We start from the raw sequence: 21353 nt of genomic DNA on the forward strand, positions 1-21353 counted from the left end.
GCAAGGCCCGGCAGCCGGCCTCAGCCGTCCCGCAGCAGGGCCAGGACCGCGGCCTCGTCCACCTCCGGGACCACCTCGGCGCGGCCGATCCCGCGCCACAGCACCAGGCGCAGGCGCCCGGCCACGTTCTTCTTGTCCAGGCGCATGCGCGCCAGCAGCGCTTCCGGCTCCAGCCCGGCCGGGATCCGGGTCGGCAGGCCCAGCGCCTCCAGCAGCCTTGCCAGGCGCGCGGTGTCCTCGTCCGGAGCCATGCCCAGCGCCGCCGACATGCGCGCGGCCAGCACCATGCCGACCGCGACCGCCTCGCCGTGCACCAGCGCCGCGCTGCCGCCGCCGGAATAGCCCTGCTCGGCCTCGATCGCATGGCCGAAGGTGTGGCCCAGGTTGAGCAGGGCGCGCTCGCCCTTCTCCAGCGGATCGCGCTCGACGATCGCCGCCTTGTGCTCGCAGCTGCGGGCGATGGCCTCGGCCAGGGCATGGTCGTCGCCGGCCAGCAGGGCGTCGCGCTGCGCTTCCAGCCACTGGAAGAACAGCGGGTCGCCGAGGGCGCCGTACTTGACCACCTCGGCCAGCCCGGCACGCAGCTCGCGCGGCGGCAGGGTGCGCAGGGCGGCGGTGTCGGCCACCACCGCGCGCGGCGGATGGAAGGCGCCGACCAGGTTCTTGCCCTGCGGGATGTCGACCGCGGTCTTGCCGCCGACCGAGGAGTCGACCATCGACAGCAAGGTGGTCGGCAGCTGCACGCAGTCCACGCCGCGCATCCAGCAGGCCGCGGCGAAGCCGGCCAGGTCGCCGACCACGCCGCCGCCAAGTGCGAACACCGCCGCGTCGCGGGTCGCGCCCAGCGCGGCCAGTGCGTCGAACACGCCGGCGAGCGTGGCGAGGGTCTTGTGCGATTCGCCGGCCGGGATCACGTGGGTGGCGATCGCCAGCTCCGGGCGCGCGGCGCGCAGCGCCGCTTCCACGCCGGCCGCGTACAGCGGCGCGACCTGGCTGTCGCTGACCAGCAGCACGTGGCGGCCGCGCGCGTGCGTGGCCAGCGCCGCGCCGTCCTGCAGCAGGCCCGGGCCGATGCTGATCGCGTAGGGATGGCTGCCGCCGACCTGGACCGTGCGCGCGGCGCTCACGCGGCGACCCCGCTGATGGTCCACGACTCGGCCAGGCGCAGCGCCAGGCGGGTGGCGGCCTCGACCGCGGTGAGGCGGTCGGTGTCCATCACCAGGTCGGCGACTTCGCGGTACAGCGGCTCGCGCGCGGCCGCCAGCCCGCGCAGCACCTGCTCGCGGTCGCCGCGCTGCAGCAGCGGCCGGCTGCGATCGCGCGCCAGCCGCTTGAGCTGCGATTCCACGCCCGCGCACAGGTAGACCACGAAGCCGCGCTCGCGCATCAGCTGGCGGTTGCCGGCGGCGAGCACCGCGCCGCCGCCGGTGGCCACCAGCAGCCCGTTGCCGGCCAGCAGCTCGGCCAGCACCGCGCTTTCGCGCTCGCGGAAGCCGGCTTCGCCGACGTGGTCGAAGATCGCGCTGATGCTGGCGCCGGTGCGCTGTTCCAGGTAGCTGTCGGCGTCGACGAACTGCAGGCCGAAGCGGTCCGCCAGGCGGCGGCCGATCGACGACTTGCCGGCGCCCATCGGGCCGACGAGCACGAGGTTGGGGGCTGGATTCATGGCGACCGATGCTAGCAAAGGCGCTCGGTCACGGCTGAAACGAAGGCGCGCGGCTAGTCCGGGTAGCCGGCCAGTGCCTGCAGTTCCATTGCGATCATCAGGTGCAGTTCGTCCAGGGTGGTATCGAGGCTTTCGCCGTGGCCTGCCAGGTGCTGTGCCAGCAGCGCCGCCAGCAAGTGCCCCATCGTTTCAGGGTCGCGTTTCCAGGCGATCGCGACCGCTTCCGGAAGCAGGCTTTCCCAGTCGTGCACGGGGGGCACGCCTGGCGGGGCCGGCACGGAGTGGGGGCGAGGCCGCGACGCGAGCAGTGCAAGGGCCGAGTCCGTGTCCATGGCGGGAGGATGACTGGGAACTGCGTCGTCGTTCCATGCGAATCCTCGCAAAGGATGTTTGCGCGGCGCGAAGGCGGGGGCGGGGAAGCATTCGTCCATGTGGCTGTCCATTGCTCTGTGCATGCCCCGGGGGAGGGGCGGATCCGGTGTCGTCAGCGTCCGCGCGTGGGCCGCGGCGGGCGCGGGGCCACGCCGGGCGCGGTGGTGCGCACGGCTGCGGTGCCGCGGGCCTGGCTCAGGGGATCAGGCCGTTCTCGCGGGCGTAGGCGTAGATCTCCAGGTCGTTGTGCAGGCCCAGCTTGTTCATCGCGCCGACCTTCTGGTGGCTGATGGTCTTGACGCTGCGGTTGAGGTGGCGGGCGATCTCCGAGACCGTCATGCCCGAGGCGAACAGGCGCAGGACCTCGGTTTCGCGCCGCGACAGCGGCGTCGTGCCGGCGTCGCTGCGCAGGTGCGCGTCCAGGGCGGCGCGCACGCCGGCGCCGACGTAGCGGCGTCCGTTGGCCACCGCGCTGATCGCCACGGTCAGCTCGGACAGCGCGTCGGACTTGTCCAGCAGGCCGCGCACCCCGGTGCCGAGGATCGCCTGCAGCACGTTGCCGTTGTTGGCCATGGTCAGCACCACCACCGGCAGCTGCGGCCAGTGCGCGCGCAGGCGCGAGAGCATGGCCAGGCCGTCGGCACCGTCGCCGCCGGGCATGATGAAGTCGGTCAGCAGCAGGTCGGCCTCGGCCTGGCCGAGGGCCTGGAACAGCGCGCCCGGACTGCCGGCCTCGGCCACGACCTCGGCGCTCGCGCTGGATTCCAGCAGCAGGCGCAGTCCGGCGCGGACCACCGGATGGTCGTCGGCAAGGATGATGCGCAGCTTGTTCATTCGGGGCGGACCTTTCCGTGGTCGTGGCGCCTTCAGCGGCGCGCCGCGAGTGCGGGCCCGGGCGGGCCGAGGCTTTGCAGCAGTTCCTCCAGCCAGCGCACGTGGCGAAGCACCGCTTCGCGCCGCGCGGCCGGCGTGGCCGGCGCCGCCGGGGCGCCTCCCCCGGGCGGTTCGCCGACCAGCCGCAGCGATCCGGAAATGCGGTGCAGCAGTTCGGACTGGGTACGAGTGTCGCCGCGCGCGAGCGCCTGGTCCAGAGCCTCCAGGTCGGCGCGGCAGGTTTCCAGCAGCCCGTGCAGGATCTCGCGCACCTGGCGCACCGAGCCGAACGCGTCCATCAGCAGCGCCAGCTGGCGGTAGGCCGCGCTGCCGACGGCCGGCTGCGGCTCGGCCGCCGGTTCGGCCGGGACCGGGGCCACGTGCAGGTGGCGCGCCAGCTTCAGCTCCAGTTCGTGCAGCTGCACCGGCTTGGCCAGGAAATCGTCCATCCCGGCCTCCATGCACTTGCCCACGTGCCCGGGCAGGACGCTGGCGGACAGGGCGATGACCGGGATCCGCGCCAGGCCGCGCTCGCGCTCGTCCTGGCGCAACTGCCGGACCAGGGCGTAGCCGTCCACTTCCGGCATGTGGCAATCGGTGATCAGCAGGTCGTAGTGCCGCGCCGCCAGCGCTTCCAGCGCCGCGCGGCCGTCGTCGACCACCTCGTGCGGGTAGCCCAGGCGCTGCAGCTGGCGCGAGATCACCGCGCGGTTGATCGGGTGGTCCTCGGCAACCAGGATGCGCACCGCCGCCCGGCTCACCGGCGCGACCCCGGCCGCTTCCGGCTCCGGCAGCGCCAGCGCGGCGCGGCAGGCGCGTTCCAGGTTGCGCGACAGCAGCGGCGCCACCGGCAGCACCACGCAGCCTTCCGGGGCATTTGCCGGCTCGCGCGGATCCTGCAGGCAGACATGGGCCACGCCCGGCGGCAGGCGTCCGTCGCGTACCAGCGGCGCGTCGACCAGGAACAGGTCGGCATCGCCGGCATGCAGCTGCTCCACGCCCGAAGGGGTGGCCTCCAGCGGCTGCAGGCCCAGCGCGGCCAGGCCCTGGGCCAGGGCGTGGCCGGTGCGCGGATCGCGGGTGCAGGCCAGCGCCACCCGCCCGCTCAGCTCGGGCAGCGGCATGCGCGGGCGTTCCACCGGCAGTTCCAGTTCCAGGCAGGCCAGCCCGCCTTCGCCCTCGACCCGCGACAGCAGCAGTTCGCCGCGCATCAGCCGGACCAGGTGGTGGCAGATCGCCAGGCCCAGCGCCAGGCCGCCGGGACGCGCGGTGTCATCGCGGCGCGGAGCGCCGGTGGCGGGCATCGGCAGCGCGGCACCGCCATCGCCGGAGTCGGATACCGACAGGCGCAGGCGCTGGACGTCGCCGGCATCGGCCAGCACTTCGGCCTGCAGCTCCACCTGGCCGCCGCCGCTGGCGCGCACTGCGCTGGCCAGCAGGTAGGCCAATACCTGGCGCAGGCGCCCGGCGTCGCCGCGGTAGGCCGCGGCCAGGCGGCGGTCGGCGCTGGCATGCAGGCGCAGGCCCTTCTCGGCGGCGGGCGCGGCGGCCGCGGCGACCACGTCGTCCAGCAGGTCGCGCAGGTCGAACGTGCCCTGGTCCAGCTGCAGCTCGCCGGCCTGCAGGCGGGAGAAATCGAGGATGTCGCCCATGATCTCCAGCAGGCTTTCCACCGATTCCTCGAGCATGCCCAGCATGTGCACCTGCTCCTGGTTGAGCGGGGTGTGCGCGAGCAGTTCGACGATGCCCAGGGCGCCGGCGATCGGCGTGCGGATCTCGTGGCTGACCAGCGACAGGAAGGTGCCGGCGGTATGGGTGGCGGCCTCGGTGGCGCGGCGTGCCTCGTACAGGTCGGTGACGTCGGCCAGGGTGCCCAGCAGCGCGCTGACGCCGTGGCGGCCGCGCACCGGGTGCAGGCGCAGGCGCAGCTTGCGCGCCGCGTCGGGGCCGCTGTGGTCGATCTCGCAGGCGACCGGCTCGCCGGACTGGTGCAGGCGGCTCTCGGCCTGCATCAGCACCTCCGCGTCCTTGCCGTGCACCTGCCGCGAGGTGGCCAGGGTGCGGCCGAGCACGTCCTCGCGCCGGCAGTGGTAGTGGGCTTCGAAGGCCTGGTTCACGGCCAGGTAGCGACCGTCGCCATCCTTGAGGAAAGCCACGCAGGGCACGGCCTCCAGCAGCGCGGTCGCGTCCGGCAGTCCCGGCAGGCGCTGGCGCTGGCGGCGCCAGGCCAGCCAGCCGAGGGTCGCCAGCACGCCGGCAAGCAGGCCGGCGAGGACGCAGCCAAGGGCGAGGATGGGGGTATTGCCGGACGCCGTTGCCGCCAGCACCGGGCCGGGCATCAGGGCGGTGCCGGCGAGGGCCAGGCGGCAGCTGCGGGGAAAAGGCGTCCGGGCCCTCGGGCCCGGACGGGCCGCCATCGTGGATGCCCCGGGGGAGTGGGCGTTTCCGGCAGGGGGCGGCCAGGACAGTGGGGACGCGGGACGGCACGACGGACAGCCGGCACCGTGGCGCCCGACGGGCTGGCCCAGCTCCGTGCTACCGCTCCGTTCCCCCATGGGGCAGGAATGTCCCGCGCCCCGCGCATACGCGACCATCAGACGAATCCGAAATTGGACAGGCCGCCCGGTGGCCAATCTACGCTGCCGGCGCGGGCGCATCCTTAACGCGGCGGGCGTGGTCGAGCCGGAGCACCGCGTCGGCCAGGCCGGGCAGGGTGCGCAGGGTCTGGCGGCTGACCCGCTCGTAGTGCTGGACGAAGCGCTCCAGCGCCGGGCGGTCCATGCCGCGGCGGCCGCTGGCGGCCTGCAGCGCCTGTTCCTGCTGCCAGCGCCACGCGTACACGGCCTGGAAGTCCGGCGGCTGCAGGAACCACAGCCGGTCCAGCCGCGCCCACAGCGCCGGGTAGTCGCGTGCCAGCGCGGTGTTGCAGTAGCGGCGCCAGGTGCCGTCCGGGTCCTCGCGCGCCTCCAGCGCGTTGACCGGCTCCACCAGCGCGGCGTTGTCCTCGGCGGGCACGCCCAGGCACCAGCCCTCCAACACCAGCAGGTCCAGCGGTCGTTGCGGGCGCGGCCAGCGCTCCGCCGGCAGGCGGTCGTCGGCCAGCTTGTCGAAGCGCGGCAGCGGCACCGTGCGACCGGCGCGCAGGGCGTCGATCGTGGCCAGCGCCAGGGCCAGGTCGTGGGTGCCGGGCGGGCCGCGGGTGGCCAGCAGCGGGTGTACCCCAGCCGCCAGGCGCTGGCGCGCGGCGCGGTCCAGGTAGACGTCGTCCAGCGACAGGCAGGCGGCGGACAGCCCGGCGGCGGCGGCCTCCGCCACCACCTGCGCGGCCAGGGTGGACTTGCCGCTGCCCTGCAGGCCGCTGATCCCCAGCACCTGCAGGCCCGGGCGCGCGGGCACCGAGGCCAGCACGGCGCGGACCAGGGCTGCGGGGAAGCCTGCGGTGTGCGCGTCGCTGTCCATGGCGCCACAATACCGGCCCCTGCCGCGCATGGAGCCGCCATGACCGATCCGCTGTACGCCGAGGCCCTGCAGACCTTCGGACAACTGCTGGAGGAGGCGCGCGCCAGCGGCATGGCCGATCCCAATGCGATGACCGTGGCCACCGCCGACGCCCAGGGCCGGCCCCACGCGCGCACGGTGCTGCTCAAGGCCCACGACGAGCGTGGCTTCGTGTTCTACACCCACCTGGACAGCCCCAAGGGCCGCGACCTGCGCGCCAACCCGCACGCCGCGCTGCTGTTCCTGTGGCGGCACCTGCGCGAGGCGGGCGTGCAGGTGCGCATCGAAGGCGAGGTCGGCCAGGTGGACGCCGCCGAGGCCGATGCCTATTTCGCCAGCCGCCCGCGCATGAGCCAGCTTGGCGCCTGGGCTTCGCGGCAGTCGCAGACCCTGGGCTCGCGCGCCGAGTTCGAGGCCGCGCTGGCCGAGGCCGAGGCGCGCTTCCGCGACGGCCCGGTGCCGCGCCCGCCGGGCTGGAGCGGGTTCCGGGTGGTGCCGCGTTCGTTCGAGTTCTGGTACGGCGCCGGCTTCCGCCTGCACGAGCGCTGGAGCTACGAGCGCGGCGGGGACGGCGCCTGGTCCAAGCGGATGCTGCAGCCATGAACCTGCAGCTGCGCGTGCGCCCGCCGCGCAAGGCCGACCTGCCGGCCTGGGCGGGGATGCGCGCCGCGCTGTGGCCGGAGGTGGACCCGGAACTGCTGGCCAGCGAGGCCTCCGACCTGCTGCACGCGGCCGACGGCGGGATGTTCGTGGCCGAGGTCGGCGGCGAACTGGTGGGCCTGGCCGAGGCCTCGCTGCGGCACGACTACGTCAACGGCACCACCAGTTCACCGGTGGGCTTCCTCGAGGCCTGGTACGTGGCGCCGGGCTGGCGTGGCCGTGGCGTGGGCCGCGCCCTGCTGCGCGCGGTGGAAGGCTGGACGCGCGCGCTGGGCTGCACCGAGCTGGCTTCCGACGCGCTGCTGGACAACACCGCCAGCCACGCCGCGCACCGCGCCTGCGGCTTCGTCGAGACCGAGCGGGTGGTGTACTTCCGCAAGCGGGTGGGCTGATGGGGCCGCGCCGCATCGTCTGCCTCACCGAGGAGCCGACGGAGACCCTTTACGCGCTGGGCGAGCAGGACCGCATCGTCGGCATCAGCGGCTTCACCGTGCGCCCGCCGCAGGCGCGGCGCGAGAAGCCCAAGGTCAGCGCATTCACCAGCGCCAGGGTCGAGGCGATCCTGGCGCTCAGGCCGGATCTTGCGATCGGCTTCTCCGACATCCAGGCCGACATCGCCGCCGAGCTGGTGCGGCGTGGCGTGGAAGTCTGGATCGCCAACCACCGCAGCGTCGACGGCATCCTCGACTACATCCGCCGCCTCGGTGCCCTGGTCGGTGCCGCGGCAAAGGCCGACGCCTGGGCCGGCGAGCTGCGGCGCGGCCTGGATGCGGCGCGCGAACGCGCGCAGCAGCGGGGCGTGCGGCCGCGCGTCTACTTCGAGGAATGGGACGAGCCGCTGATCACCGGCATCCAGTGGGTGGCGGAGCTGGTGCGCATCGCCGGCGGCGAGGACGTCTTCCCGGAGCTGTCCGCGCAGCCGCTGGCGCGCGACCGCATCCTGGCCGATCCGGCGGTGGTGGTGGCGCGCGCGCCGGACATCATCCTCGGCTCCTGGTGCGGCAAGAAGTTCCGTCCGGACAAGGTCGCCGCGCGCCCGGGCTGGGATGCGATCCCGGCGGTGCGCGACGGCGAGCTGCACGAGATCCGCTCGCCGCTGGTCCTGCAGCCGGGGCCGGCTGCGCTGACCGATGGCCTGGCGGCGATCGAGGCGGTGCTCGATGCCTGGGCGCGGCGCTGCGCCGGCTGAGCCTCAGCCGCGCTCCAGTGCGGCGGCAGTGGCCGCCATGCGCGGGCCCAGCCAGCAGTAGGAACCGACCGGGGTCAGTCCGGCCTGCTGGAACTTCCTGCGGTACCAGCTGGCCTTGCGCGGCTGGAAGCCCTCGGTATCGCCCTCGAACTCGTCCTCGGCGGTGAACGCCTCGAGGAAGGCCACGCCGCCGCACAGCTCGGCCAGGCCGGGCAGGCCCCGGCCGAGCTCGCGCGTGGGCAGGTAGTGGATCACGTCCGCGCACACCAGCAGGTCCACCGGCGCGCACGGGCGCAGCCATTCGAAATCGCCGAAGCGGGCCAGGTGCAGGTTGCGGCGTGCGCCGTGGCGGGCGACGGCGTACTCGCTGCAATCGAAGCCCAGGTAGCTGGCCTTCGGCCGCAGCTTCAGCAGCGGCGCGCGCCAGGCGCCTTCGCCACAGCCGATGTCCAGCACCGTGCGGATGGCGCGCTCGAGGTAGTACTCGGCAGTGGCCACCGCCAGCGCCACCTTGCGCTCGAGCCGGCGCGGGTCCTGGATGTGGTGCTGCCGGTACCAGCGGTCGAAGTAGGCGCGGTCGTAGGTCTTGGTCATGGGTTCGGGAGCGTGGCGGGGAGGGGCGCAGGCGGAATCCGAAGCAACGGGACCGGGCGTGGCAGTCGCCGTCGCCGCTTGCGCCAGGCGCCGCAGTTTAGGGGTTCCGGCCCCGCGACACCCGCCGATGGCAGGTCCGGCGGCTTCCGGCAGGCGGCGGATCCCCGGCAAGGCCGGAGCCGATATGCCGCGCCACGCACCGGGTTCGACGCCACGCGCGCGATGGCCGACAATCCGCGCATCCCAACCGCAGGTGACGCGCATGTATTCGGCCTATCTCTGGGTGAAGTCCTTCCACATCCTGTTCGTGGTGGCCTGGATGTCGTCGGTGTTCTACCTGCCGCGGATCCTGGTCAACGTGGCCGAGGCCGGCGACCAGGCGGCGGTGCGCGCGCGCCTGCTGCTGATGGGGCGCCGCCTGTACCGCTTCGGCCACAACATGTTCGGGCTGGCCTTCGTCGCCGGCCTGGTGCTGTGGCTGGGCCACCGCGTGGTCGGCGGCTTCCCCACCATGGTCGGTTCGCCGGCCGGCTGGCTGCACGCCAAGCTGGCCCTGGTCGTGCTGCTGGTGGTCTATTACGTGCTCACCGGGCGCTGGCTGAAGAACGCCGCCGCCGGCAAGCCGCTGGCCTCGGCGCGCCGCTGCGGGTGTTCAACGAACTGCCGGTGCTGGTGCTGCTGGCCATCGTCTGGCTGGTGCTGGCCAAGCCGTTCTGAGCCGGTCCCGGACCGGACACCCGCAAAGCAGGCGGGCCGCTTCGCAGGAAGCGGCCCGTCGCGTTTTCCGGCTCAGTCCTTGCGGCGGAACTGCTCCGGCTGCGGCAGTTCCACCGGCACGCCGTTGGCGTCGCAGGTGCCGGCGGCGCACAGGCGCTCGCGCAGCTTCGGGGTGGCCTGCACGATCAGGTGGAAGATCGTGTTCTGCTCGAGGGTGCCGCGCACCGCCTCGCTGCCCGGGCCGCGTGCCCAGATGCCCACGTCTTCGCCGCCGTGCGATTCGGACTTCAGCGGCACCAGCGCCTCCTGCATGTAGTCCGGATGGGTGGTGTCGACCTGGGTCAGGTCGGGGCGGCCCTGCGCCGGCTGCGAGGACGAGGGGGTGTGCGGATAGGTCTTCGGACCGGCCGGCTGGCGGTTGCTGGCGCCGGTGTGGCCGGGGCCGTTGGCATAGCTGAGGGTGGTGTAGGGCAGGCCGGTGTTGTCCAGGGCGTAGGCGCCGGGCTTGCCGTCCTCGCCGGGCGCGTCGCGGACCTTGTCGAGGATCGGGTTGCCGCGGGCCGGGTAGCCGACGAAGTTCAGCGAGTGCGAATGGTCGGCGGTGACCAGGATCAGGGTGTCCTCGGGCGAGGTCATTTCCGCAGCCACGCGCACGGCCTCGGACAGGGCCACGGTCTCGTCCAGGGCGCGGAAGGCGTTGCCGTTGTGGTTGGCGTGGTCGATGCGCGCGCCCTCGACCATCAGCACGAAGCCGCCCGGCTCGCGCGACAGGCGCCGGATCGCCTCGGCGGTCAGCTCGGCCAGGGTGGGCTCGGCGGCGCGGTCCTTCTCGTGCTCGAACTGCATGTGGTCGTGCTCGAACAGGCCCAGCACCGCCGGGGCGTCGGCCGCGGCCTGCAGCTGCTGCCGGTTCCACACGTACACGCCGCCGGGGTGGGCGGCCTTCCATTCGGCGACCAGGTCGCGGCCGTCGCGGCGCAGGCCGGTCTTGTCCGGATATTCGGGGTCGGGCGTGCCGGCCGGCAGGAACTGGCCGCGGCCGCCGCCGAGCATCACCTTCGGGCCGGGGCCGTACGGGGTGGAGACCATCTGCCGGGCGATGTCGATGCAGCCCTGGGCATGGGCCTCGGCCGGCATGGCCGCGTCGTTTTCCCAGTTGCGGTCGGGCGCGTGCGCCCAGGTCGCGGCCGGGGTGGCGTGGGTCAGGCGCGCGGTGCTGACGATGCCGGTGGCCATGCCCGCGGCGTCGGCCAGGTGCAGCCAGGTCAGGCGCTGCTTGCCGAGGCTGTCGGCGCAGTCGTTGCGCTTGCCGGCGGACACGCCGATCGCGCCCATGTGGGTCTTCACGCCGGTGGTGATGGCGGTCATGGTGCCGGCCGAGTCCGGCGTCTGCGCGTCGACGTTGTAGGTCTTGCTGAAGGCGGTGTGCGGGAAACGCTCCCAGCTCAGCAGGTTCTCCTCGCCCGGGCCGCCCTTGCGCTGGCCCTCGAGGATGCGCGCGGCGGCCACCGTGGTCAGGCTCATGCCGTCGCCGAGGAACAGGATGACGTTCTTCGCCTTGCCCGACATGGCGCCATTGGCCGCGGCGGCCGCGGCGCCGTTGCGGTACCACCACTGCGGGGTCTCGCCATCGGGATGGGCGATGGCCGGAACCTGCACCCGCGGTGCGCTGGCCGGCGCAGGAGCCGTGGGCGGGGTGCTGGCGCAGGCGGCGGGCAGCAGGGCGGAGAGCAGGGCCAGGGGCAGGGCGCGGGTATGACGGGGCATTGTGGGTCCGGAATCGGCGCAGGCGGCCGCGCCAGGTCCGCGCTGGCGCGCGGCCACGGCCACGGTGCGTGCGTGGTGGGTGGGGCGCGCATTATCGGACGTTGCCAATGTCGTGCCTATGACATATCGGCGTTCCAGTGGCAGCATCGCCAGCCCGGTTGCATCCGGGTATCGTTCCGCCATTGCAGCATCCCGGATTGCAGATGAACCTGGTCAAGGCCTGGCTGGCCATTCCCTTCTGGCAGCGCGTGCTTGGCGGCTTCGTGCTCGGCGCCCTGGCCGGCTGGCTGCTGGGCCCGGCGGCGCAGACCTGGCTGGGCCCGCTGGGCACGGTCTACGTCAACCTGATCCGCATGATCGCGGTGCCGCTGGTGCTGTTCGCGGTGGTCAACGCGGTGGCCTCGCTGCACGGCCAGAAGTCGGTGGCGGCGCTGGGGGGGCGCACCTTCGCCTGGTTCGCCGCCACCGCGGCGCTGGCGGTGTGCGTGGGCCTGGCGGTGGGCCTGGTGCTCAAGCCCGGCACCGGGCTCAGCGGGCTGGAGATGCCGGCCGACTACACCCCGCGCGAGGTGCCGACCCCGGTGCAGGTGCTGCTGGACGTGGTCCCGACCAACCCGTTCAAGGCCCTGGCCGAGGGCAAGATCCTGCAGGTGATCTTCTTCGCCGGCCTGCTGGGCTTCGCCCTGGTCAAGCTGGGCGAGAAGACCGCGCGCCTGCGCGCGCTGGTGGGCGAGGCCAGCGGCGCCATGGTCCAGGTCACCCGCTTCGTGCTGGAGATGACCCCGCTGGGTACCTTCGGCCTGATCGCCGGACTGGTCGGCAGCTACGGGTTCGAGAAGCTGCTGCCGCTGGGCACCTTCGTGTTCGCCCTGTACCTGGCCTGCGCCCTGCACATCGTGCTGGGCTACGGCGGCCTGCTGCTGGCGCATGGACTCAATCCGCTGAAGTTCTTCCGCGGCGCGGCCGCGGGCATGCAGGTGGCCTTCGTCAGTTCCTCCAGCTTCGCCTCGATGCCGGTGGCGATGCGCTGCGCCACCCACAACCTGGGCGTGGACAAGGACTACGCCGCCTTCGCCGTGCCGCTGGGCGCGAGCATCAAGATGGACGGCTGCGGCGCGATCTACCCGGCCCTGACCAGCGTGTTCGTGGCCCAGTACTTCGGCCTGGACCTGAGCGCCAACCAGTACTTCGTGATCCTGCTGGCCTCGGTGCTGGGCAGCTTCGGCACCGCCGGGGTGCCGGGCACGGCGATCGTGATGGTGACCCTGGTGCTCAGCGCCGCCGGGCTGCCGCTGGAGGGCATCGCCCTGCTTGTGGCGATCGACCGGGTGCTGGACATGATGCGGACGATGACCAACGTCACCGGGCAGATGCTGGTGCCGGTGCTGGTGGCCAAGGAAACCGGGCTGCTGGACCGCCAGGTGTACGAACGGGCTTCCAGCAACGTCGGGATCGAGCCCACCGAGGTGCGCGACTAGCGCCCCGGGCCTGGCGGCGCTACCGGCGCAGGCCGGGGATTGGTGCCGGGCGGTACTTGGCGCGCGCCAGGGCGGAAGGGGTCCGGAAACGGCGAAGGCCGCCTTGCGGCGGCCTTCGCTGGAACGACGGTGCGGGATGGGTCAGATCTCGACCCGGCGCGCCTGCACGAAGCGGCTGCCCCAGTAGCCGGAGGCCAGGCTGTCCACGCGCACGTCCTTGCCGCGGCTGGGCGCATGCAGGAACTGGCCGCTGCCGACGTAGATGCCGACGTGGTTGATGCGGCCGCGGGCGCCGAAGAACACCAGGTCGCCGGGGTTCAGTTCGTCGCGGCTGCGGATCAGCTTGCCGTCGGAGCGGGTCGCCATGTCGCGCGAGGCGCGCGGCAGTTCGATGCCCAGGGCGTTGCGGAACACGTAGCTGACCAGGCCGCTGCAGTCGAAGCCGTCCGGGCCGGAGCCGCCCCAGCGGTACGGGGTCCCCAGCAGGCCCATGGCCGCCTTGACCACCTGCTCCAGCTTGCCGCCGGCCTGTTCGCCCTCCTGGTTGAGCAGGCGGTTGACGTCGCCGGCGAAATTCGCCGAACGGTCCAGCAGCATGCCGTCGTTGCGCGACAGGTGGGGCAGCAGCACCGCCAGGGTGGCGCTGGCCGCGGCGTCGGCCTTGCCGCGCAGGCCGCCGGCCTGCGGCGCGGCCGCCACGGCAGGCACCGCCGCCGTGGCCGGTACGGCCTGGGGCACGGGGGCGGGCACTTCCAGGATCGTGGCCGGGGCCAGCGGCTCCGGCTCCACCGGCGCCGGCTCGGGCGCGGCCATGGCCGGCGCGACCGGCAGGACGGTGCACAGCAGGAACAGCAGGCGCGCGCGGGAGCGGGCCTGGGTGGCGGCAGGAGTGCGCAGGGCGCGGGCTTCGGTCGTCACGCGGTCGTTACGAAAAAAGGACCGGGGGATGATGCCGGCTTCACGCCGGGTTGATGTTCACAAAAAGTTAAAATCCCGTGAATCGTTCCAATAGGCGTCACGTTTCAACGCAACACCCGCCGCGCACCGCTGTAGTGGTCGCGCCAGTAGTAGCCGTCCAGGTGGTCCAGGCGGACGGTGCCGCCGCTGGTGGGGGCGTGGACGAAGCGGCCTTCGCCGACGTAGATGCCCACGTGGTTGACCTGGCGCCCGCTGCCGAAGAACACCAGGTCGCCGGCGGCCAGCTTTTCCGGGGCGATCCGCGGGCCCTGGACCTCGGCCAGTTCGCGCGAGGTGCGCGGCAGGCGCAGGTCCAGCATGTCGCGGTAGACGTAGTTGACCAGCCCGCTGCAGTCGAAACCGCTCTCCGGGGTGTTGCCACCGTAGCGGTACGGGGTGCCGACCAGGCTCAGGGCGCGCAGGACCACGGCATTGGCCGCCGCCGGGTTGGCCGGGGCGACCTGCGGCCAGTGGCGGGTCTGCACCGGGGCCTGGGCGGAAGGGCGGGTGGTCTTGCCGCCGCCGCAGCCGGCGGCAAGCAGCACCACCGCCGCCAGGGCACCCCATGCCACGGCTGGCAACGAGGGGATGGGGACGGGATAATGCGGGGCTTTCCTCACGGCGGCCATCATGGCCGCGGTTCCCGCGGCCGGCAAGCCGCCCACCCCTGCTGCCGCCGGCAGCCATTCCCGAGTTCCGCATGAAGATCGAAAAAGACCGCGTCGTCCGTTTCCACTACACCGTCTCCGAGGTCGGCCTGGAGCCGCTGGAGAGCTCGAAGGAGCGTGAGCCGATCGCGATCCTCATCGGGCACGGCAACATCATCCCCGGCCTGGAGCAGGCGATGATGGACAAGCAGGCCGGCGACAGCTTCAGCGTCGACGTCCCGGCGGCCGAGGCCTACGGCGAGCGCCGCGAGGGCCTGACCCAGCGCATCCCGAAGAAGCACTTCGGCAATACCAGGCTGGCCCCGGGCATGCAGGTGGTGCTGCAGACCAACTTCGGCCCGCGCGCGGTGACCGTGCACAAGGTCGGCCACAGCGTGGTGGACGTGGACCTCAACCACCCGATGGCGGGCAAGGACCTGCACTTCGACGTGGAGATCGTCGAGGTGCGCGAGGCCAGCGCCGAGGAGGTCGAGCACGGGCACGTGCACGGCGACGGCGGCCACCACCACTAAGCGCCACATGCAAACGGCCCGCTCACGCGGGCCGTTTCGTTTGCCGCGCCGGCCGGGCCGCAGGGGTCAGGCCAGCGCCAGGTCGCCGGGGTGGACGGCCTCGGCCGGGGCCGGGACCTGTTCGCCGGCCGCCTGCCGCACCGGTGCGAAGCTGCGGCGGTGGTGTACGCAGGGGCCGTGGCTGGCCAGCGCCGCCAGGTGCGCGGGGGTGGCGTAGCCCTTGTGCTCGTGGAAGCCGTAGACCGGGAATTCCTCGTGCAGCTGGCACATCAGCCGGTCGCGGCTGACCTTGGCCAGGATCGAGGCGGCCATGATCGCCGGCTCCAGGGCGTCGCCGCCGACGATCGCCTCGGCCATGCACGGCAGCGAGCGCGGCAGCATGTTGCCGTCGATCCGCGCCAGCTGGGCGTGTTCGCCCAGCGCCAGCACGCAGCGGCGCATGCCCTCCAGGGTCGCCTGCAGGATGTTCAGGCGGTCGATCTCCTCGACCGGGACCAGCTCCACGTGCCAGGCCAGGGCGCGCTCGACGATGCGCGGGTACAGGTCCTCGCGCTGGGCGTGGCTGAGCTTCTTGGAATCGTCCAGGCCGCGGATGCGCCGGCGCGGATCCAGCACCACCGCGGCCACCGCCACCGGGCCGGCCAGCGGGCCGCGCCCGGCCTCGTCCACGCCGGCCACGCGCAGCTGCCTGCGGTCGATCGGGAACAGCCCGCCGTCGGCCCCCTCGGGCATGAAGCTGCGGGCCACGCGCAGGGCGCGCCGGCTCATGCCGCGCCCCCGTGGCCGCCGAGCAGCTCGGCGATGGCGTCGGCCGCCGAGGCCGAGGCATCGCGGCGCAATTCCCGGTGCAGGCGTTCGTACTCCGGCAGCAGCGCCTGGATCGCGTCCGGCTGGTTGAACCAGTGCAGCACCGCCGCCGCCAGCGCGTCGGGGGTGCAGTCGTCCTGCATCAGTTCCGGGGCCAGGTCCTTGCCCGCCAGCACGTTGGGCAGGGCGTAGCGCTCGACCTTGAGCAGGCCCAGCGCCTTGACGATGCGGTAGGTCAGCGGCGAGACGCGATAGCCGACCACCATTGGCCGCTTGGACAGCATGGCCTCCAGGGTGGCGGTGCCGGAGGCCAGCAGGACCACGTCGGCGGCGGCGAGCACGTCGCGCGCGCGGCCGTCGAACAGGTGGGTGTGGCTGGAGCGCAGCGGCGAGCGCCGCAGCTGCTGCTGGAGCAGTTCGCGGCCGGCGGCGTTGGCGGCCGGGATCGCCACGTGCAGCGGCTTGAGCACCTCGCTGACCTGCCAGGCCGCGCGCAGGAAGGTGTCGCCCAGGCGGCCGATCTCCCCGAGGCGGCTGCCCGGCAGCACCGCCAGTACCGGCGCGTCCACTGGCAGGCCCAGGCGCGCGCGGGCGCCGGCACGGTCCGGGTGCAGCGGCATGGCGTCGGCCATCGGGTGGCCGACGAAGCGCGCGTCCACGCCATGGCGGGCGTAGATCGCCGGCTCCATCGGGAACAGGCACAGCACGCGGTCGGCGCTGGCGCCGATCTTCCCGGCGCGCTTCTCGCGCCAGGCCCAGACCGAGGGGCTGACGTAGTGCACGGCCGGTACGCCGCGCTGGCGGAACCAGCGCTCCAGGCCGAGGTTGAAGTCCGGGGCGTCGATGCCCACGACCACGTCCGGGCCCCAGGCCAGGCCGCGGCTGCGCAGCTCGCCACGCAGCTTCAGCAGCCGCGGCAGGTGGCGCAGCACCTCGGCCAGGCCCATCACCGCCAGCTCGCTGGCGTCGTACCAGGTCTCCACGCCGGCGCGGCGCATGGCGTCGCCGCCGATCCCGGCGAACCTGGCGTCCGGGTAGCGCCGGCGCAGGGCCTCGACCAGGCCGGCGCCGAGGCCGTCGCCGGAGGCTTCGCCGGCGACCAGCAGGATCCGCGGGGCCAGGCCGCCGCGGGTGCGGACTGCGGGGGCGGGCGCGGGCATGGCCATCAGCGCAGCAGGGGACGCTCGCCGCCGTCGATGAACTCAAGCAGCTGGCGCACGTCGTCGCTGGCCTGGGCCTGCACGCCGAGCTGCTCGCGGGCCTCGGCCAGCGGCAGCCCGGCCACGTACAGGGTGCGGTAGGCGCGCTTGATCGCGGCGATGCGCTCGGGCGCGAAGCCACGGCGCTTGAGGCCCTCGCTGTTGATGCCGCGCGGGCGCCCCAGCGAGTTGCCGCCGACCATGGTGAACGGCGGCACGTCGCCGTTGACCAGCGCGCCCATGCCGAGGAAGGCGTGGTCGCCGATGCGGCAGAACTGGTGGGCACCGGCGAAGCCGCTGATGATCACCCAGTCGCCCACGGTGACGTGGCCGGCCAGGGTGGTGTTGTTGGAGAACACGCAGTTGTTGCCGACGATGCAGTCGTGGGCGACGTGGCTGTAGGCCAGCAGCCAGTTGTCGTTGCCGATGCGGGTGACGCCGCCGCCGCCGCCGGTGCCGCGGTTGACGGTGACGAACTCGCGGAACACGTTGCGGTCGCCGATCACCAGCTCGGTGCGCTCGCCGGCGAACTTCTTGTCCTGCGGTTCGCCGCCGATCGCGCAATGGCCGATGAAGCGGTTCTCGCGGCCGATCCGGGTGGGCCCGGTGAAGCTGCAGTGCGGGCCGATCTGGCAGCCGTCGCCGATTTCGACCTCCGGGCCGATCACGGTGTAGGCGCCGACGCTGACGCCCTCGCCCAGGCGGGCGGAGGGATCGATCACGGCGGTGGGATGGATCCGGGCCTTGTCGTTCATGGAAGTTCCCTGGTCACTCGCGGGTGCCGGCGCACAGCACCTCGGCGCATGCGACTACCTCGCCGTCGACCTTGGCTTCGCCGTAGTACACGGCCATGTTGCGGATCACGCGCTTGACGCACACGTGCAGCTCCAGCACGTCGCCGGGCACCACCTGCTTGCTGAAGCGGGCGTTCTCGACCTTGACCATGTAGAACAGCTTGGACTGCGCGTCGCGGCCCATGGACAGCTGGGTCAGCACGCCGCCGGCCTGGGCCAGGGCCTCGATGATCAGCACGCCGGGCATGATCGGCTGGCCCGGGAAGTGGCCCTGGAAGTAGGGCTCGTTGATCGAGACGTTCTTGCGGCAGACGATGCGCTTGCCCTCGATGTCCAGCTCGTCGACCCGGTCGACCAGGAGGAACGGATAGCGGTGCGGAATCAGCGTCCGGATGGTGGTGACGTCGATGGGCAACTGCACGGTTTCGTTCATTCGGGGCTTCCCTGGGAGGAGGCGATGACGCGGCGCGCCAGCGCGTCCAGTTGCTTGAACCGGGCGGCGTTCTTCCGCCAGGTGCGGTTGTCGGTTAGCGGGGTGCCGGAGGAGTACTCGCCCGGCTCGCGAATGGAATGGGTGACCAGCGACATGGCCGTGACCAGCACCTTGTCGGCCACCTCGAGGTGGCCGAGGATGCCGGCGCCGCCGCCGACCAGGCAATAGCGGCCGATCTTCGCGCTGCCGGCCGCGGCCGAGCAGCCGGCCATGGCGGTGTGCGCGCCGATGCGCACGTTGTGGCCGATCTGGACCAGGTTGTCGATGCGCACGTCCTCCTCGAGGACGGTGTCGTCCAGCGCGCCGCGGTCGATGCAGCTGTTGGCGCCGATCTCGCAGTCGTCGCCGACCACCACGCCGCCCAGCTGCGGCACGTTGACCCAGTGGCCGGCGTCCATGGCCAGGCCGAAGCCGGCCGCGCCCAGCACCGCGCCGGGGAGGATGCGCACGCGCTTGCCCAGGCGCACGCGGGTGTACAGCGTGACCCGGGCCTGCAGCTCGCAGCCTTCGCCCAGTTCGCAGTCGTCGCCGATCACGCAGCCGGGGCCGACCACGCAGCCGGCGGCGACCTTCGACCGGGCGCCGATGGAGACGAACGGGCCGATATGCGCGTCCGGCGAGACCTCGGCGGTCGGATCGACCACCGCGCTGGGATGGATGCCGGGCGCGCGCGCCGGCACCCGTTCGAACAGGGCGGAGATGCGGGCGAAGGCCACGTACGGGTCGCGCGCGATCAGCGCGGTGCCGCGCACGTCCCCGGCGTCCTCGGCGCGCACCACCACCACCGCGGCGGCGGTGGTGGCGAGCTGGCCGCGGTAGCGCGGGTTGGCGAGGAAGGCCAGCTGGCCGGGGCCGGCGCTGGCGAGGGTGGCGACGCCGCGCACGGGCGTGGCGCCGTCGCCCTGCAGCTGCAGCGAGAAGCGCTCGGCCAGGGCGGCGGCGGTGAATTCGGGATGGTCCATGGCGCGCATTCTAGCGTCCCCGGCAAGTGCCCCGGCTCCACCCGGGCTCAGCGCCGCGACAGCAGCACCAGCAGCGCGCCGGTGCCGCCCTGGGCCGGCGGCGCGGAATGGAAGGCCAGCACCTCGCCGCGCTGGCGCAGCAGGCGGTCGACCAGGTTCTTCAGCACCGGCACGCCGCCGGCGCCGCCCTTGCCGTGGACGATGCGCACGCAGCCGAAGCCGGCGTCCAGCGATTCGGCCAGGAAGCGCGCCACCAGCATCTCCGCCTCCAGCGCGCTGGCGCCGTGCAGGTCCAGTTCGTCCTGGGCGGCGAACTGGCCGCGGCGCAGGCGTTGCCAGTCGCGCGCGTTGACCCGCTCGCGGCGGAACGCGCTGGCATCGCCGCGCAACAGCACCGCATCCGGCGACCCGGCGAGCAGTCCGGCCATGCCGCGCGCGTCGCCGCCGTCGTCCTCGCGGCGCACGGCCGGACGCGGCCGCGGCCGTTCCGGCGGCGGCGCGGCGTCGGTCCGCAGCGGGTCCACCTTGCCGACCGCGGCGCGGAACAGGGCGGCATCGTCTTCATCCTCGTGCATTGGCGAAGGGTAGCGCAGCCGCACTGCGAACCGCTGCCGGGCGACGGGCGCGACGCTTCCGGTATCATCGGGTCGTTTTCGAGGAAGCCCATGCGCGTACTGGTTAGCAACGACGATGGCGTCGATGCCCCCGGCATCCACGCCCTGGCCCAGGGGCTGCGCGACGCGGGGCACGAGGTCTATGTGGTGGCGCCCGACCGCGACCGGTCCGGCGCGAGCAATTCGCTCACCCTGGACCTGCCGATCCGGGTCAAGCGGCTGGACCACTACACCTGCTCGGTGGCCGGTACGCCGACCGACTGCGTGCACCTGGCCCTGACCGGCATGTTCGAGTTCGAGCCGGACATCGTGGTCTCCGGGATCAACAACACCGCCAACCTGGGCGACGACGTCATCTATTCCGGCACCGTGTCGGCGGCGATGGAAGGCCGCTTCCTCGGCCTGCCGGCGGTGGCGGTGTCGCTGGACACGCGCAACCACGAGGCGAAGCACTACGAGACCGCGGCGCGCGCGGCGGTGGAGATCGTGGCGCGGCTGAAGGCCGACCCGCTGCCAGCCGACACTATCCTCAACGTCAACGTGCCGGACCTGGCCTGGGACGCGCTGCGCGGCTTCGAGGTCACCCGCCTGGGCAACCGCCACCGCGCCGAGGCCTGCGTGGCCCAGCCCGATCCGCGCGGCCGCACCGTGTACTGGATCGGCCCGGCCGGCCCGGAACAGGACGCCGGCCCTGGCACCGACTTCCACGCCGTGCGCACCGGGCACATCTCGATCACCCCGATCCACGTCGACCTGACCCGCTACCAGGCGCTGGAGAAGGTCGCCGGCTGGGTCGGCGGCCTGACCGCGGCGCTGGCAGGCAACGACCCGGAGGCCTCGGCGTGACCCCGCGCCTGCGCCTGCAGCCGGAGGCCGTCGGGGTCGGCATGACCTCCCAGCGCGTGCGCGACCGCCTGGTCCAGCGCCTGCGCGAGGGCGGCGCCAACGGCGGCATCACCGACGAGAACGTGCTCAACGCGGTGCGCGTGGTGCCGCGCCACCTGTTCGTGGACGAGGCCCTGGCCAGCCGCGCCTACGAGGACACCGCGCTGCCGATCGGCCACGGCCAGACCATCTCCCAGCCCTGGGTGGTGGCGCGCATGACCGAGGCGATCCTGGCGGCGCAGCCGAAGAGGGTGCTGGAGATCGGTACCGGTTCCGGCTACCAGGCGGCGATCCTGGCCGCGCTGGGGCTGGAGGTGTACACGGTCGAGCGCATCGGCGAACTGCTGCGGCAGGCGCGCCGGCGCTTCCGCGCCCTGGGCCTGAACGTGCGCAGCAAGCACGATGACGGCCGGGTGGGCTGGGCCGAGCACGGCCCGTACGATGCGATCCTGGTCACCGCTGCCGCCCCGGCCCTGGTCCAGGCGCTGCTGGAGCAGCTGGCGGTAGGCGGCGTCCTGGTGGCGCCGGTGGGTGGCGCCTCGGCGCAGTCGCTGCTGCGGCTGGCCAAGCGGCCGGATGGATCGATCGAAGAACAGACGCTGGCGCCGGTGGTGTTCGTGCCGCTGCTGGCAGGAACCCTGGACTGAG

Annotated in this window: 23 protein-coding genes and 1 pseudogene; 8 read left to right on the forward strand and 16 right to left on the reverse strand. The window is 73.1% G+C overall.

Translation table 11 applies throughout. The annotated features are described in order from the left end of the window. Positions 1 to 20: 20 nt before the first annotated feature. From aroB to B351_RS0114985, 6 genes are all read right to left on the reverse strand, one after another. Entirely contained in the window at positions 21 to 1127 is a 1107-nt protein-coding gene (gene aroB / locus B351_RS0114960) for a 3-dehydroquinate synthase (protein ID WP_019399845.1), read from the reverse strand. Continuing rightward, positions 1124 to 1666: a shikimate kinase gene (locus B351_RS0114965; RefSeq protein WP_026010774.1), complete on the reverse strand. Its 543-nt coding sequence runs from the start codon at positions 1664 to 1666 to the stop codon at positions 1124 to 1126. Before B351_RS0114965 ends, aroB begins: the two co-directional genes overlap by 4 nt. 53 nt (positions 1667 to 1719) lie before the next feature. Continuing rightward, positions 1720 to 1917 (reverse strand): hypothetical protein, encoded by a 198-nt coding sequence (locus B351_RS17700; RefSeq protein ID WP_125165057.1) that lies wholly within the window; start codon positions 1915 to 1917, stop codon positions 1720 to 1722. 316 nt (positions 1918 to 2233) lie between these two features. Beyond that, on the reverse strand, positions 2234 to 2872 hold the full coding sequence (locus tag B351_RS0114975; RefSeq protein ID WP_019399848.1) for a response regulator: 639 nt from the start codon (positions 2870 to 2872) through the stop codon (positions 2234 to 2236). 32 nt (positions 2873 to 2904) lie between these two features. Next, on the reverse strand, positions 2905 to 5250 hold the full coding sequence (locus B351_RS17180) for a PAS domain-containing sensor histidine kinase (RefSeq protein WP_019399849.1): 2346 nt from the start codon (positions 5248 to 5250) through the stop codon (positions 2905 to 2907). Positions 5251 to 5545: 295 nt separating this feature from the next. Continuing rightward, complete coding sequence (locus B351_RS0114985; protein WP_019399850.1) at positions 5546 to 6370, reverse strand: hypothetical protein; 825 nt, start codon at positions 6368 to 6370, stop codon at positions 5546 to 5548. 39 nt (positions 6371 to 6409) lie between these two features. On the opposite strand from B351_RS0114985, the gene pdxH reads away from it, so the two are divergent. The 3 genes from pdxH to B351_RS0115000 are packed head-to-tail and all read left to right on the forward strand — an operon-like array spanning position 6410 to position 8258. Continuing rightward, positions 6410 to 7012, forward strand: coding sequence for a pyridoxamine 5'-phosphate oxidase (gene pdxH / locus B351_RS0114990; protein WP_019399851.1), 603 nt, complete (start codon positions 6410 to 6412; stop codon positions 7010 to 7012). Beyond that, positions 7009 to 7461 carry an aminoglycoside 6'-N-acetyltransferase gene (gene aac(6'), locus B351_RS0114995; RefSeq protein WP_019399852.1) on the forward strand — a complete coding sequence of 151 codons (453 nt, stop codon included), beginning with the start codon at positions 7009 to 7011 and terminating at the stop codon, positions 7459 to 7461. The genes pdxH and aac(6') overlap by 4 nt, the downstream gene beginning before the upstream one ends. After that, positions 7461 to 8258 carry a helical backbone metal receptor gene (locus tag B351_RS0115000; protein ID WP_019399853.1) on the forward strand — a complete coding sequence of 266 codons (798 nt, stop codon included), beginning with the start codon at positions 7461 to 7463 and terminating at the stop codon, positions 8256 to 8258. Before aac(6') ends, B351_RS0115000 begins: the two co-directional genes overlap by 1 nt. Positions 8259 to 8261: 3 nt before the next feature. Here B351_RS0115000 and B351_RS0115005 read toward each other — a convergent pair whose 3' ends face one another. Continuing rightward, complete coding sequence (locus B351_RS0115005; RefSeq protein ID WP_019399854.1) at positions 8262 to 8852, reverse strand: class I SAM-dependent methyltransferase; 591 nt, start codon at positions 8850 to 8852, stop codon at positions 8262 to 8264. A 262-nt stretch (positions 8853 to 9114) separates the two neighbouring features. Between B351_RS0115005 and B351_RS17435 the strand changes: the two are divergent. After that, positions 9115 to 9569: pseudogene (locus tag B351_RS17435) on the forward strand (CopD family protein). A 72-nt stretch (positions 9570 to 9641) separates the two neighbouring features. Here B351_RS17435 and B351_RS0115015 read toward each other — a convergent pair. Next, positions 9642 to 11336 (reverse strand): alkaline phosphatase, encoded by a 1695-nt coding sequence (locus tag B351_RS0115015; RefSeq protein WP_019399855.1) that lies wholly within the window; start codon positions 11334 to 11336, stop codon positions 9642 to 9644. A gap of 203 nt (positions 11337 to 11539) precedes the next feature. Between B351_RS0115015 and B351_RS0115020 the strand changes: the two genes are divergently transcribed. Continuing rightward, entirely contained in the window at positions 11540 to 12814 is a 1275-nt protein-coding gene (locus B351_RS0115020; protein WP_019399856.1) for a dicarboxylate/amino acid:cation symporter, read from the forward strand. 141 nt (positions 12815 to 12955) lie between these two features. On the opposite strand, the gene B351_RS0115025 is transcribed toward B351_RS0115020, so the two are convergent. After that, positions 12956 to 13732 carry a C40 family peptidase gene (locus B351_RS0115025; protein WP_019399857.1) on the reverse strand — a complete coding sequence of 259 codons (777 nt, stop codon included), beginning with the start codon at positions 13730 to 13732 and terminating at the stop codon, positions 12956 to 12958. A 104-nt stretch (positions 13733 to 13836) separates the two neighbouring features. Next, entirely contained in the window at positions 13837 to 14427 is a 591-nt protein-coding gene (locus tag B351_RS0115030) for a C40 family peptidase (RefSeq protein ID WP_083852472.1), read from the reverse strand. A 44-nt stretch (positions 14428 to 14471) separates the two neighbouring features. Between B351_RS0115030 and B351_RS0115035 the strand changes: the two genes are divergently transcribed. Further along, on the forward strand, positions 14472 to 14951 hold the full coding sequence (locus tag B351_RS0115035; protein WP_019399859.1) for a peptidylprolyl isomerase: 480 nt from the start codon (positions 14472 to 14474) through the stop codon (positions 14949 to 14951). Between the two features lie 66 nt (positions 14952 to 15017). On the opposite strand, the gene B351_RS0115040 is transcribed toward B351_RS0115035, so the two are convergent. From B351_RS0115040 to B351_RS0115065, 6 genes are read right to left on the reverse strand one after another with little or no spacing between them, the layout of a single operon-like run. Continuing rightward, positions 15018 to 15719: a ribonuclease HII gene (locus B351_RS0115040; protein WP_019399860.1), complete on the reverse strand. Its 702-nt coding sequence runs from the start codon at positions 15717 to 15719 to the stop codon at positions 15018 to 15020. Next, positions 15716 to 16924, reverse strand: a complete 1209-nt coding sequence (gene lpxB, locus B351_RS0115045) for a lipid-A-disaccharide synthase (protein WP_019399861.1) — start codon at positions 16922 to 16924, stop codon at positions 15716 to 15718. Before lpxB ends, B351_RS0115040 begins: the two co-directional genes overlap by 4 nt. Next, a complete protein-coding gene (gene lpxA, locus B351_RS0115050; protein ID WP_019399862.1) occupies positions 16924 to 17712 on the reverse strand; it encodes an acyl-ACP--UDP-N-acetylglucosamine O-acyltransferase in 789 nt (262 codons plus the stop codon). The genes lpxB and lpxA overlap by 1 nt, the downstream gene beginning before the upstream one ends. 13 nt (positions 17713 to 17725) lie before the next feature. Beyond that, positions 17726 to 18184, reverse strand: a complete 459-nt coding sequence (fabZ, locus tag B351_RS0115055; RefSeq protein WP_019399863.1) for a 3-hydroxyacyl-ACP dehydratase FabZ — start codon at positions 18182 to 18184, stop codon at positions 17726 to 17728. After that, positions 18181 to 19215: a UDP-3-O-(3-hydroxymyristoyl)glucosamine N-acyltransferase gene (lpxD, locus tag B351_RS0115060; RefSeq protein ID WP_019399864.1), complete on the reverse strand. Its 1035-nt coding sequence runs from the start codon at positions 19213 to 19215 to the stop codon at positions 18181 to 18183. Before lpxD ends, fabZ begins: the two co-directional genes overlap by 4 nt. 38 nt (positions 19216 to 19253) lie before the next feature. Next, positions 19254 to 19781 (reverse strand): Smr/MutS family protein, encoded by a 528-nt coding sequence (locus B351_RS0115065; RefSeq protein WP_019399865.1) that lies wholly within the window; start codon positions 19779 to 19781, stop codon positions 19254 to 19256. A gap of 90 nt (positions 19782 to 19871) precedes the next feature. Between B351_RS0115065 and surE the strand changes: the two genes are divergently transcribed. Together surE and B351_RS0115075 are read left to right on the forward strand one after the other, a co-directional pair. Then, the gene (gene surE / locus B351_RS0115070) at positions 19872 to 20666 is read left to right on the forward strand and encodes a 5'/3'-nucleotidase SurE (RefSeq protein ID WP_019399866.1); all 795 of its coding nucleotides are present in this window, start codon (positions 19872 to 19874) and stop codon (positions 20664 to 20666) included. Beyond that, entirely contained in the window at positions 20663 to 21352 is a 690-nt protein-coding gene (locus B351_RS0115075; protein ID WP_019399867.1) for a protein-L-isoaspartate(D-aspartate) O-methyltransferase, read from the forward strand. The genes surE and B351_RS0115075 overlap by 4 nt, the downstream gene beginning before the upstream one ends. The last annotated feature ends 1 nt before the right edge of the window (position 21353 follow it).

This window comes from Pseudoxanthomonas sp. GW2, from assembly GCF_000283075.1.
Lineage (GTDB): Bacteria > Pseudomonadota > Gammaproteobacteria > Xanthomonadales > Xanthomonadaceae > Pseudoxanthomonas.